The organism is Longimicrobiaceae bacterium (assembly GCA_035936415.1).
GTDB lineage: Bacteria > Gemmatimonadota > Gemmatimonadetes > Longimicrobiales > Longimicrobiaceae > JAFAYN01.
The window spans coordinates 1-12,575 of sequence record DASYWD010000276.1 but is presented as its reverse complement, the minus strand read 5'-3'; the positions used below and the strand labels follow the sequence as shown (position 1 = coordinate 12,575).

The 12,575-nt window shown below is 72.9% G+C and carries 11 protein-coding genes; 3 read left to right on the top strand and 8 right to left on the bottom strand.

Annotated elements, in window-relative coordinates; all coding sequences use genetic code 11:
* Positions 1 to 118 precede the first annotated feature (118 nt).
* The 7 genes from VGR37_11310 to VGR37_11280 form a co-directional block, all read right to left on the bottom strand.
* Positions 119 to 1,336 carry a hypothetical protein gene (locus VGR37_11310; GenBank protein HEV2147980.1) on the bottom strand — a complete coding sequence of 406 codons (1,218 nt, stop codon included), beginning with the start codon at positions 1,334 to 1,336 and terminating at the stop codon, positions 119 to 121.
* A gap of 41 nt (positions 1,337 to 1,377) precedes the next feature.
* Complete coding sequence (locus VGR37_11305; GenBank protein HEV2147979.1) at positions 1,378 to 1,908, bottom strand: hypothetical protein; 531 nt, start codon at positions 1,906 to 1,908, stop codon at positions 1,378 to 1,380.
* A gap of 44 nt (positions 1,909 to 1,952) precedes the next feature.
* Positions 1,953 to 3,989, bottom strand: a complete 2,037-nt coding sequence (locus VGR37_11300; protein ID HEV2147978.1) for a DUF11 domain-containing protein — start codon at positions 3,987 to 3,989, stop codon at positions 1,953 to 1,955.
* 381 nt (positions 3,990 to 4,370) lie between these two features.
* Positions 4,371 to 4,595 carry a hypothetical protein gene (locus VGR37_11295; GenBank protein HEV2147977.1) on the bottom strand — a complete coding sequence of 75 codons (225 nt, stop codon included), beginning with the start codon at positions 4,593 to 4,595 and terminating at the stop codon, positions 4,371 to 4,373.
* Between the two features lie 259 nt (positions 4,596 to 4,854).
* The gene (locus VGR37_11290) at positions 4,855 to 7,875 is read right to left on the bottom strand and encodes a DNA/RNA non-specific endonuclease (protein HEV2147976.1); all 3,021 of its coding nucleotides are present in this window, start codon (positions 7,873 to 7,875) and stop codon (positions 4,855 to 4,857) included.
* A 163-nt stretch (positions 7,876 to 8,038) separates the two neighbouring features.
* A complete protein-coding gene (locus VGR37_11285) occupies positions 8,039 to 8,470 on the bottom strand; it encodes a nuclease A inhibitor family protein (protein HEV2147975.1) in 432 nt (143 codons plus the stop codon).
* 91 nt (positions 8,471 to 8,561) lie between these two features.
* Positions 8,562 to 9,080, bottom strand: a complete 519-nt coding sequence (locus tag VGR37_11280; protein HEV2147974.1) for an HPP family protein — start codon at positions 9,078 to 9,080, stop codon at positions 8,562 to 8,564.
* A gap of 207 nt (positions 9,081 to 9,287) precedes the next feature.
* On the opposite strand from VGR37_11280, the gene VGR37_11275 reads away from it, so the two are divergent.
* From VGR37_11275 to VGR37_11265, 3 genes are all read left to right on the top strand, one after another.
* Positions 9,288 to 9,494: a DUF5683 domain-containing protein gene (locus VGR37_11275; GenBank protein ID HEV2147973.1), complete on the top strand. Its 207-nt coding sequence runs from the start codon at positions 9,288 to 9,290 to the stop codon at positions 9,492 to 9,494.
* Positions 9,495 to 9,646: 152 nt separating this feature from the next.
* A complete protein-coding gene (locus tag VGR37_11270; protein ID HEV2147972.1) occupies positions 9,647 to 11,611 on the top strand; it encodes a PAS domain S-box protein in 1,965 nt (654 codons plus the stop codon).
* A 73-nt stretch (positions 11,612 to 11,684) separates the two neighbouring features.
* Positions 11,685 to 12,395, top strand: coding sequence for an FHA domain-containing protein (locus VGR37_11265; GenBank protein ID HEV2147971.1), 711 nt, complete (start codon positions 11,685 to 11,687; stop codon positions 12,393 to 12,395).
* 42 nt (positions 12,396 to 12,437) lie between these two features.
* On the opposite strand, the gene VGR37_11260 is transcribed toward VGR37_11265, so the two are convergent.
* On the bottom strand, positions 12,438 to 12,575 hold a 138-nt coding region (locus tag VGR37_11260), incomplete at its 5' end, for an IS4 family transposase (GenBank protein ID HEV2147970.1).

The following is a 12,575-nucleotide window of genomic DNA, read 5'->3' as shown; positions in this document are numbered from 1 at the left end:
CCGCCGGGACCACCCCGAGCAGCAGGCACGCCGCGACCCCCGCCAGGACGACGTGCGTCCTGGCGGCGCCGCTGCGGCCCGCGCCCGTGGTTGCGAAGGGGAAGCGCATCGTCCGGACCTACCTGACCCGCACGCGGATCCAGAAGAACCGGCTCTCGCCCGCCGCCAGCGAGGGCAGCGCCGCCGTCACCGTGCCCGACGACTCGGAGATGGTCCACCCCGCGGCGTCGCCCGCGGCGGACTGGTAGGCCACCTGCGCCGGGAGCGGGTCGCTGACGCTGACGCTGCTCGCCGCAGAGGCGCCGGTGTTGGTCACCGTGATCCGGTACTGGATGAACTCGCCCGGGAGGACCGTCGCCGCGCCGGTGACCGCATCCGTCTGGTTGTCGCGGAACGCCTCCTTGGTCATGGAGATCGCCGCGCGGATCACGGTGACGGTGTAGCTGCCGCTGTCCGTGGTCCCCGGGTCCGTGCTGGAGGTCGCGGTGAGCTGCAGCCCCGCCGTTGCGCCGGCCGCGGCGCCGCTGGCGACGGTGTAGACCACGTCCACCGTCTGCGTGGCGCCCGCGCCCACCGTCACCGATCCGGCCGCGCCCGCGGTGCCGTTCACCGAGACGATGCTTAGCACCGCCCCGTTGGAGGTGGAGGCCGCCAGGTCGAAGGTCCCCGCCACGCCGCCCGGGTTGGTGAGCGTGAAGGTTGCGGTGTACTGCGCGCTGCTCCCCGGGAGGCGGCTCACCGTGCCGCCGTCCGGCGTCACCGAGATCCCGGCGATCGCGATGGGCGACAGGCTGATGGTGGACGCGTCGCTGGTGGCCGGGGTCCGGGTCGAGGTGGCGGTCAGCGTGAGCGGGATCGTCTGCCCCGCCTGCCCGGATGCCACGCTGTAGACCACCGTCACCTGGACGCTCCCGCCGGCGGCGAGCGGCGCCGCCGCGAGCGCGGCGTTCAGCTCGGCCAGGGTGGCGTAGGTCGTCGACCCGATCTTGTAGCCGTTCACGCTGGAGCCGGCGCCGGCCGTGGTGCTGATGCTCACCGGGTCGGTGCCGTTGCCGATGTTGGCGATGGTGTAGGTGGCCTCGTTGGCGCTGCTCGGGCTGAGCGGGGTGGCCGCCGCGTCGGAGGTCACGTCCAGGCCGGCCACGAAGCCGACGGTGACGCTCACGCTGGCGGTGGCCGGCGTGTAGGTGTTGCCGTTGGCGTCCGTCCAGGTGGCCGTCGCCGTGTTGGTGATGACGGTGTTCTCGGGGGTGGGGCTCTGGGCCAGGGCGGGCGATGCCGCCAGCGGCGCCAGGAGCAGGCCGGCGAGCGCGAGCCTGCGGAGGGTCAGTCTCATCTCTGGGTGTCCGGTGGTGACTGGGAGAGGGGAGTGAGGGATCAGCGTGCGCCGGGCGTCGTCCCGGCCCCGGCGGGCGCGGCGAGACGGGCGTCGAGCTCCGCGGTGACGGTGGCTCCGGGAGCCACCCATCCGTCCACGGTCCAGCGGACGTGCGTGTACCGCTCGGGGGCGATGGGGCGGCGGACCCGCCGCCCCTCGACCACGACCTCCTCCATCGGCTGGGCCGAGAAGGTCTCGCCGCCGTCGGCCGAGTACTCCGCGCGGGCATCGTCCCGGCTCGACCGGACCGACCCCGCGACGAAGCGGAAGCCCTCCGGGAGCGGGTTGGCCAGGTTCACCCCGCGCACCGGCTTCCCGGCCGTGTTGGTGAAGGCCAGGCGGAAGCGGAGCACGTCGCCCGGGAGGACGCGCTCGTCCTTGCGGGGGGCGCCGCGCGCCGCCTCCGCGGCGAGGGTGCGGTTGGTGGCCGTCGCCACCAGCGGGGAGGGCTCGGGCGCCTGCTGGGCGTGCGCGGGAACCGCGCAGAGCGCCAGCGCCAGCGGGAGCCAGCGGGTCCAGTGTGTGCTCATCGTCTCCAGGGGGGTGCGGGAAGGGGGGGCGGCGCCCCCGGGGTTCATCGGATGCGGGCCACGAAGCGGAAGGACCCGGCGGAGAGCGCCGGATCGGCAGGGAGCGTCCCCGCCAGCGTCCACCGGATGCGCTGGACGCAGGCGTCGTAGCCGGCCGGGGCGCTGCACTCCCCGGAGGCGGGGACGTAGCTCCAGCTCGCCCCGCCGTCGGCGGAGAAGGCCACGGTCGCGGAGACGCCGGCCGGAAGCGTCTCCTGCAGGCTCCCCAGCTTGAAGAGGAGCTGCGCGGGGAGGAGGTCGGTGACCACCACGCCGCTGGCGTCCGCCTCGCCGCCGTTGCCGAACTGCAGCGTGTACGTCAGGTCCGTCCCGGGCGGCGAGCTGGCCGAGGGGAGCACGCTCCGGGCGAGCGTCAGCGCCGGGAGCACCCGCCGCAGCTCCGCCCACCCCTCCGCCTGCACGGCCGGCCGGGCGACGGAGCGGGCGCGCAGGTGGAGCACGTCGTCGGCGAGCGGCCCCGCGGCGACCGTGTACCACACCGTGAAGTCCCCGGAGCCGCCGGCGGCCAGCGAGACGCGGGCGCTGTCCGGCCGCGCGCCGGTGGCGATCCCCGGCCCGGTCAGCGAGTCCACGGTGGCCCACGTGCCCGCCGCCCCCGCGAGGCGGACCGCGAGGTCGAACGTCTCGGCCACGCTGGAGGTGTTGGTGACGGTGAAGGGCCGGGCGTAGGCCGTCCCCGCCAGCCGGCGCTCGGCCGAGGGGAGCCCCTGCGGCGACACCGCCACCCCGTAGGATGCCACGGTCACCGTGGCGGTGGCGGTCCCCAGGTGGGTGAGCCCCGCCCAGGCCGCCGCCGAGTTCACGTACTGCCCCGGCGTGGCGGCGACGTCGGCCGTGTAGACCAGCGTGAGGGTCCCCCCGGCGGGGAGGGTGTACGGCCCGCGCCACGTGAGCGTCCCGGCGGACGGAGCCGTCGGCGCCCAGCCGGAGCTCGCCGCGCTCACGCCGCTCCCGGCCACGGTCCCCGTGTAGGTCACCCCCTGCGGGAGGGCGTCGACGAGCGAGTCGACCTCCGCGGTGAAGGGGGACGGGTTGGAGACCGTGACCGTGTAGGTCACCGAGCCGCCGCCGTCCAGGACCGCGGGGGAGACGCTCTTGGAGACCGTGAACGGGTTGCTCGCCCCCGGGAGCGTCGGGCCCACGAAGGTCTCGTAGTTGGACGAGTACTTGAGCTGCGTCCCGCTGAGCTGGTTGGAGTACGGGCGGGCGCTGGAGGCCACCCCCGCGCAGAGGTACTTGAAGTAGTAGCGGATGGTGGCCTGCTGTCCGTTCCCGGTCTGCTTCGCTGAGGCGGTGAAGTACTGCCGGTTGGCGGCCCCGGCCGGGATGGCGAGGATGTTGGAGGAGGTGACCAGCGAGCCGACCATCTGGAAGCATCCCGCGCTGAACGAGGTGTTCCCCACCGGCTGCAGGTCGTAGGTGGTCCCCACGTCCGCTCCGCCGAAGTCGTACGTGACGTCCAGGGGGATCGTCTGCCCCACCACCGCTCCCGGCCCCAGGAGGCCGCTCACCAGCACCCCGCCCGCCTGCGCGCTGATCATGCTCCGGGTGGTGACCGTGCCGGAGCCCGTGGCGGCCCCCGCCGAGGCGTCCGTGACGGAGGCCGTGAGCGTCGCGGAGACCCCGAACGAGCAGGGGTAGGTCACGAGCCAGTAGACGTTCCGCTGCGCTCCGGGGGCCAGGGCGCCGACGTACTGGGTGGCCGCCTGGCCTCCGGCGAGCGTGATCCCGCCCGCGAAGCCGCCGAGGGTGGCCCGCAGGTCGGTCTGGGGGGCCCCGGAGGTGTTGGTCACCCGGAAGGCCACGTAGGTGGCCTGCGGCCCGGTGCACGGCCGGTTGCTGTCGAGCGTCAGGTCCGGCGCGCTGACCATCGCGACCGACACCGCGGGCGGCGCCGGAGCACCCGGCTCTGCGGCGGGCATGCCGCGGCCCGCGGGCATGCCGTGCGCGCCGTTTGCGGCGCACAGGGACAGTGCCAGCGCCACCCAGGCCGCGAAGGTGCGGGGTGCGCGAGCGGACATCCGCGTCCGGAATCTGGATTGTGGAGGGGTGCGTCGGACCAGCCTACGACGACCGGGCGGGAAGACCGTGGTTCGGTAGGAGTGCCGGCAGCTTGCGGGGTGTATGATACCTGTACGGTGAGTCCAGGTCCACGATTTCGGCAACTCGTTGCACCGCAACCGGGTAGCGAGAACCGCCACGTCCGGCCCCGCAGCTCCGTTCCCGAATGGGAACAAACCTGCCGATCGCCGGTCCCGGTGGCGCCCGGGAACGACAACGCGCCGTCCGGGGACTCCCCGGGCGGCGCGTCGCGGATCGCATCTATGCCTTCACGGCCGCCGCGCGGCCGGTCTTCAGGGACGACGCCCGGCTCCTCCCTCGGGGAGGGCCGGGAGGCGCGGTCAGGACCGCGCCGACACGGCGGTGTTCTCCGCGGCCGGCGCGCGCGGGCTGGAGACCACGACGGCGTCCAGCTCGCAGGGGCGGCTGGCGTCGCCGCAGAGGAGGGCCGGGACCGCCTGGGCGGTGCGCGGCGCGGGAGCGACCTTGTCCGCCGGACGGTCCGCGCAGGCGGAGAGGGCGAGACCGGCGGCCAGGGCTGCGATGTAGGTTACGGTGCGGGACATGGCTTCCTCTTTCGGATCGGGTGGTGTGCTGCCTTCGTGAGGCACTACGTCGCTCTCACCCGGTTGGATTCAGCAAAACGCCGAAAGGTTGTCACGGGGCGGCGCCGTTTCGCTCCCGCGATGCGCAGACACGGCGCCGGTTTCACGCAATGTCCCTACGTCGCAAACAGATACAAGAATTCAAAGAAACAAATGGAGTAAAAAAGAGGGGGCGCCGCGCGAGCGGCGCCCCCTCCCGTCCGTTCGAACCGCCCGACCGTCAGCCGATGCTGCGGATCACCCGCCGCGCCGCCGCGATCAGGCGCTCCGCTTCCGCCGCGGAGAGGCGGCCGGAGCCTCGCAGCGCCTCCACCTGGTTGATGAACGCCCCCAGCTGGTTCGCGGCCGCGACCGGGTCCCGATCGGCCGAGGCGCGGGCGGCGTCGAGCGTCGCGTTCAGCGCCGCGCCCTCACCCCGGGTGAGGTCACCGGCCGCCACGAGCCCGTCCACCGACGCCATGATTCGCTGGACCGCCTGGGCGGGAGTCTGCACCGTCACGCTGGCCGTGCGGGTGCTGGCGTCGCCGTCGTCGTCCGTCACCGTTACGGTCACGGTGTAGGTGCCCGCCGCGGAGTAGGCGTGAGAGAGCGAGAACGCCTTGCCGGAGAGCGCCAGCGGCCGGGCGCCCGACCCGTCCCCGTAGTCGACGGTCGCCGTCCAGGTGTCGGCGCCCGGGTCCGCGAATGTCCCGGCCGAGGTGAAGGTCTCGCCGCGGATTACGGTCCCCCCGGAGAAGGCCGCCACCGTCGGCGCCACGTTGACCACCATCACCGAGGTGGTCGCGGTGCTGCTCGCGCCGTACGGGTCGCTCACCGTCACCTTGACGACGTAGTTGCCGTTGTCGGCGTAGCTGTGCGTGGGTGCCACGCCGGTCCCGGTGCTCCCGTCGCCGAAGTCCCACGCGTAGGTGAGCGCGTCGCCGTCCGGGTCCGTGGAGGCGCCGGCGTCGAAGCTCACCGGGGAGCCCTCCACGCCGGTGTACGGCCCGTCCACGCGGGCGGTGGGGAAGCGGGTCCCGCTCTCCACGATCCGCTCGATCGCGTCCGGGAGCCGGTCCAGGAGGTCGTAGCCGACGCGCGCCTCGATGTCGTCCACCGTGGTCTTGAACGTCTCCCACGGGGTGTTGCGGATGGTGCGGGCGGCCGCGGTGTCGTTGGGCATCCGCACCGCGACCACCTCCAGGTCGGCGAGCGACTTCACGTCGGCGAGCCCCTTACCGCCGGCCACGAAGACCACCACCTTCCAGGTGAACTCCGGGACCTGCACCTTCCCCTCGCCCTTGAGCGTCTGCGGGTTCGCGGAGTACTCGCCCCCCGCGACCACGTAGGCCTCCTTCCCCTGCCTTCGCACCACGTCGTTCGTGTAGTTCTCGAACGCCCCCCAGGGACCCTGGTTGTTGTTGGCGGCCTGCGGGAGGATGTTGGTCAGCAGGAAGGTGGCCGCGTTCTCCTGCTCCGTGGTGGTCCGGGTGAAGGACTGCACCATGTGCCCGCGGTCGTACCCGCCGTTCCGGTAGTCGAAGTCCACCACCTTGTAGAAGGCGTCGGGGAGGCTCTGGTCGGCCGTGAAGCAGTTGCAGCGGTCCTCCGGCCCGAAGTGCGTGGCGTTGATGTTCCAGCTCACCCAGTTGGGCCCGCCGCGGACGGTGCTGTACGAGAGCGCGAACTGCGGCTTCCGCATCAGGTGGTCGTCGCCCGGGGTGCCGTCCGTGGGGATCCCGAACTCCAGGTGGTTCCGGTAGACGGCCGGCGTGGGCGCGTCGGCCGCGATCACCGAGAAGCCGGCGCTGCCGGACACCCCGTTGGGTGCGGTGGCGCGGATGGTCACGGTCCCCACGGAGACGCCGGTGATGTAGCCCAGCTCGTCCACCCTCGCGACCGACGGGTCGGAGCTCGTCCAGGTGTAGGCCGGCGGCGGGGAGATGATGGTGCCGAAGGCGTCGCGCGCGGTGGGGAAGGCGGGCTTGGTATAGCCGGCCGGCACCTGCGCCGGGGCGTTGATGCTCAGGAAGATGCTCGCCACCTCTCCCGGAGGGGGCAGCGGCGCGTTGTTGTCGCTCCCCGGGGTTCCCCGGTCCCCCGCTCCGAAGACCACCAGCGAGGTGCTCCACCTGTCCCCGTCCACGCTGGTGTTGTCGGAATCGGGGTCCAGCAGCGCGCGGGAGGCGCCCCGCGGGGCGGTAGTGTTCCAGGCCACGGAGTCCACCTGGGCCCCCGTCACGTCGCGCAGCACCAGCCAGTCGACGCTGTTCGCCAGGTTGAGGGTGGCGTCGCCCGTATGGTAGACATAGTCGGCCGCTACCCCGCCGTTGACGGAGGTGTCGCCATTGCGGGCGAGCACCGCGTAGCCGCCGGCCGGCACCACCACGCTGGCGTTGATGGTGTGGGGCGCGTCGTTGCGGGAGAGGATCTGCCAGCCCTGCAGGTTCACCGGGGACGCGCTGCGGTTGTAGACCTCGAACCACTCACCCACCGAGTCAAGCACCGCGTTGGGGTCCGCCAGCACCTCGTTGATGACGAGGTCCCCCACCACCGGGGTCGACGGCGGAGGCAGCGGCGTGTCCGAGGACGCGCAGGTGGTCCTCCGGCTGCTGCTGTTGCGCGGCTCCGGGGCGCCCACGCTGAAGTCGGCCGACAGCTTCTGGGTGTACGAGCAGCCGTCGCCGTTGCGGAGCGCGGCCGTCGTGTTGCTCAGCGAGCCGGTGGTGCCGAACCCGCAGTCCGTCGCGGTGGTGCCGAAGCTCACATGGTCCACCACGGACGGTCCCGACGGGCACGTTCCCGCGGGGAGCGCGCCGGGGCTCCGCACCAGCGCGACCTTGCCGTTGGTGGCGCTCATCGCGATGCCGCCGGTCGCGTCCGGGGTCGGCAGGCTCACGCTCCCCCCGGCACCCGCTCCCTGCTGCACCAGGTAGTACCCTCCCGGATGGATCGTGTCCGACAGGGCGGTGAACTGCCACGAGGTGCCGCTCGCGGAGGCGTACTGGACGCTCCAGCCCTCCAGGCTCACCGGCTCCGTGCCCGGGTTGAAGAGCTCGATGAAGTCGTTCCTGAGCGTCGCGCCGGAGTTGCCGCCTCCGCCGTAGATCTGGCTGATCACGACCTGGGGGCGCTGCACCGTCGCCGTCGACAGCAGCGCCGCGTCGCGAGACTCCGGGCCGACCGGGCTCACGTCGGTACAGGAGATGAGCGCCAGGACAAGCGAGAAGGCACCGGCAACGCCGATGGAGCGTGTGCGCATGAATCGCCTCTGTGCAGGATGGATCGTCCGATCCCGCCGGACGGCGGGATGCGCGGGAGGAACTGCTTCAGGTGTCGAAGAATTTCCAGCCCAACAAGTTAATCCAGAATTAGGTGCCCAACAACAGGGAGCATGTCTCCGGCCGAAATCGAAGGGAGTCCGCTCAGGTCTCGACCGCGAGGGTCCGGTATCCGGCCAGGTTCCCCCGCCCGTCCCGCCCCACGACGTAGCAGCGCACCTGCACCTCGCCGACGCGGAAAACGCGCACGCCGTCCAGCCTTTCCAGGAGCAGCGCCTTCAGCCGCTCGTAGCGCGGGCGGATCCGCTGCGCCTCGGTGTCGTACGGGTCGCTGGTCTCCAGGTGGTGGGCGAGGAAGCGGTCCAGGGATACCTCCCCGACCGGCTCGACGGGGGCGGCGGCCACGCGCGCCGCGAACGCCTCCGGGGTCACCGGCCCGGCGTCGCCCCACGGGAGGGCGAAGACCTCGAAGGGGTGGTCGCCCTCGCTGCTGTAGACCAGCCCCTCGGCGGCCTGCTCCAGCTCCCGGCGGAGCGCGGGGTCCAGCACGGCAGACGGCTCGTTGGCGGGTTCCATGGGACCTCGCACGCGGTGAGATGACGGAGGCGGACGCGACCAAGCTACCGGCGCGGACGCGCCGCGCAAGCCGCGGGTCCGTCCCCGACCCTCAGCGCGCCGGGTAGCGGGCCAGGAGCCAGACGGCCACGCGCTCCGTGATCACCAGCATCGCCGTGATCCCCACCGACATCCCGAAGAGGACCAGGTTGCTGACGCCTCCCGCCCGCAGCGCGAAGCTCATGGCGGTGGCGACCGCCGGGGGGTGCACCACGTCCAGGAGGATCATCAGGAAGATGGTGGCCACCATCGCTCCGCCGGCCCCCAGGTAGCCCGACCCGATCACGACGTACGCGGTCCACCCGATCCCCGCGGCCATGAGCTGGGAGACGGTGAGCGTCCGGACCGAGTTGGTGCCGTGCTGCGGGTCCAGGTAGATGAGGAAGGCGCTGGAGGCCAGCGACGCGAAGAGGAGGCGCTGCTCGCTCAGAACCTCCACGAACCCGAGCACCGCCAGAACCGTGAGGGTGGGAAGGAGGGCCAGCATCAGCTCCCCCTTCAGGGTCAGCCGGCGGCGGAGCTTTCGGCTCGCTCTCCCGCTCGGCTCCAGGCTCGCCATCTCGTTCGTCATCCAGGCACCCGTCCGCGGTCCGTGCGGGGACACGCTCCTGGAGCGGCCCGTCGGTCGCGGCCCGCACCGCGTAAGAAACGTGCCGCGGGCGATCTCCTCCACCCGCGCCCTGAAACCCGCCGGCCGCGCCGCGCGTAGTACCCCGGGACGCGGGCGCCGCACGGTCCGCCGTCCACCGAACCTACGGACACGCAGGAGGAACCCTCGATGAAGAACCCCGGCACGGCTGCCGTTCTGAGCTTTCTGATCCCCGGCCTCGGGCAGGTCTACAACGGGACGATCTGGCGGGCCCTCTTCTGGCTGATCATCACCCCGGGCCTGTGGATCGGCACCGGCGGGCTGCTGGGCTGGGTGTGCCACGTCATCTCGGCCTGGACGGCGCACTCCTACGCCCGCGACCACGCGTACGACTGAGCGGACCCCGGTCCGCTCCGGGTGTCCGCCGCCGCTCCCCGGCGGCGGACACCGCCGCTTCCCTCCCGTTGCACGATCCCTCCCGGCTCCGCATGTTGCTCCGTTCCGGCGCACCCTTCCCGGCGCACCTCCGCCCGCGGCCCCTGGACAGCATGACCCCCGATCCTCCCCACGCGGCGGACCCCGAGCGCATCGCCGAGCTCCGGCGCAGCGGCCTCCTGGACACCCCCGCGGAAGAAGACTTCGACCGCCTCGCGCGCCTGGCGGCCACGGTCCTGGAGGTCCCCGTCGCGCTGGTGTCGCTGGTGGACCACGACCGCCAGTTCTTCAAGAGCACGGTGGGGCTCCCCGAGGGGTGGGTGCAGGAGCGGGAGACGTCGCTCTCCGGCTCGCTCTGCAGGTACGTGGCCGGCACGGGAGACGCGCTGGTGGTGCCGGACGCCCGCGGGCACCCCGTGCTGGGGAAGAGCCCCGCCGTCCAGGAGATGGGCCTGGTCTCCTACGCGGGCGTCCCCCTCTCCGCCTCCGACGGCTACCCGCTGGGCGTCTTCTGCGTCCTGGACGCGCGCCCGCGGGCGTGGACCGAGCGGGAGCTGGAGATCCTGCGCAACCTGAGCACCTCCGTGGTCACGGAGATCGAGCTGCGGCGCGACGCCTCCATCCGCGCCGCGATGCAGGAGGAGCTGCGCCACGAGCGCGACTTCGTGGTGCAGGTGGTGAACACCATGGGGCAGGGGCTCACCGTGTCGGACCCGGACGGGCGCTTCCGCTTCGTGAACCCGCAGCTCGGGCGGATGCTGGGGCGCGACCCCGCCGCGCTCCTGGGCGCGCGGGCGGAGGAGGTGATCCCCCCGGAGGACCACGAGGCGCTCCTGCAGGCGCGCGCGCAGTGGCGCGCCGGGGAGACGGCCACCTACGAGGTGCGCCTCCTCCGCGCCGACGGCGGCTCCGTCCCCTGCCTGGCGACGAGCGCCCCGCGGCTGGAGGACGGGGCGGTGGTGGGCTCCATCACCGTGTTCAGCAACCTCACGCAGCGCAAGCGCACCGAGGAGAAGCTGCGGCGGAGCGAGGAGCAGTTCCGCCAGTTCGTGGAGGCGGCCAGCGACGTCATCTACCGCGCCGACCTGGAGGGCCGCTTCACCTACGCCAACCCCGCCGCCGCGCGCATCCTGGGCTTCGGCGAGGAGGAGATGGTCGGGTCCACCTACCTGCACCTGGTGCGCGAGGACTGGCGCGAGCGGACGCGGGAGTTCTACCGCCGCCAGGTCCGCGAGCGGCTCTCCAGCAGCTATTACGAGTTCCCCGTGGTGACCCGCGACGGGCGCGAGGTGTGGATCGGGCAGAACGTGCAGCTCGTCATGGAGGGCGACCGCCCCGTGGGGTGGCAGGCGGTGGCCCGCGACATCACCGGCCGGCGCGAGATCGACCGGATGAAGGACGAGTTCATCTCCGTGGCGAGCCACGAGCTGCGGACCCCGCTGGCCTCCATGCGCGGCTCGCTGGGGCTGGTGGCGAGCGGGCTCACCGGCGCGCTGGACGAGCGTGGGAAGCGGCTGGTGGAGATCGCCCTGCAGAACACCGACCGGCTGGTGCGGCTGGTGGACGACATCCTGGACACGGAGCGGATCGCCGCCGGGAAGCTCCCGGTGGAGCCGCGCCCGGTGCCCGCCGCGGAGCTGATGGAGCGCGCCGCGGACACCCTGCGCGAGCCCGCCGAGCGCGCCGGCCTCGCCCTCCGGGTGGAGCCGCTGGACGCGACCCTCCTGGCGGACCCGGACCGGGTGATCCAGACGCTCACGAACCTGCTCGCCAACGCGGTGAAGTTCTCCCCCGCCGGGGGCACGGTGCGCCTGGACGCCCGGCGGCGCGGGGGGAGGGTCCTCTTCCGCGTGGCGGACCAGGGCCCGGGGATCCCGCACGACCGGCGCGAGACCGTGTTCGAGCCCTTCCGGCAGCTCGACTCCTCCGACTCCCGCCGCAAGGGGGGCACGGGGCTGGGCCTGGCGATCTGCCGGAGCATCGTCCGGGAGCACGGCGGCGAGATCTGGGTGGAGGACGCGCCCGGCGGCGGGAGCGTGTTCTGCTTCACCCTCCCCGCCCTCGCGTCCCCCTCCTGAGCCCTTCACGCGAGCCCTGTCCGCGGTCCCGATGTTGCGGGGCGCGGGGCGGATCCGAAACCCCGAGCGCACCATGATCAGCCTGCTTCGCAAGTTCTTCCAGCCCACGCTCCGCCAGCAGCTCGAAGAGGGCGTGCGCGAGGCGCTGCGCCGCTACGCCGACCGGCGGAGCGCGCCGGACCTGCGCGTCTTCGTCTCCACGGACCTGGTGCCCCGCGGGGTGGACCCGGCGCTCTGGTCGCGCGACGAGGAGGACCACCTCCGCCGCTTCGCCGCCCAGTGGGCGCAGGACAACGGGATCGCCCGGGCGGGGCTGCGCGTGGAGATCGTCCTGCTGGACACCAAGCGCGAGTTCGCCTTCGTGAAGCCGCTGGGGCTGGAGGCCCCCGCCGACCGGAAGCCGGGCGCCGCCCCCGCCGCCCCGGAGCTGGGCCGCCCCCTGGTGGCCGGGCACCGCGCCCCCGCCCGTGCCGCCCCCCTGGACACCGCCCTGCTGGAGGTGGTGCAGTCGGAGGTGCTGCGCGAGCCGGTGCAGGTGCGCGGCGAGACCGTGCTGGGCCGCAAGCCCGCCGACGGCGTGGTGGCGCTGGGCGACCGCTACATGTCCAGCCAGCACGCCCGCGTCCGCGTCTCCGGCGGCCGCGCCACCGTCGTGGACCTGGACTCCAAGAACCGCACCTACGTGAACGACACCCCCATCCCCCCCCACCAGGAGCACCCCCTGGAGCCGGGCGACACCCTGCGCATGGGGAACACCGTGCTGCGGCTGGTGCGGGTCGACTGAGAGGGGACGGCGACCCCCTCCCCCGGCCCCTCCCCGCAAGGGCTACGCATTACCCACATCTCGGAGGGTCTGGAAAGCGAGAGTGAAGTCGAAGAGTCTGCGCAGCCCGATCCAGAGGCTTTTGACCCCCGGCTCACCATCGCCCTTGCGTCCCAGGAAGCCGCCGAAGGAGGCGATCTC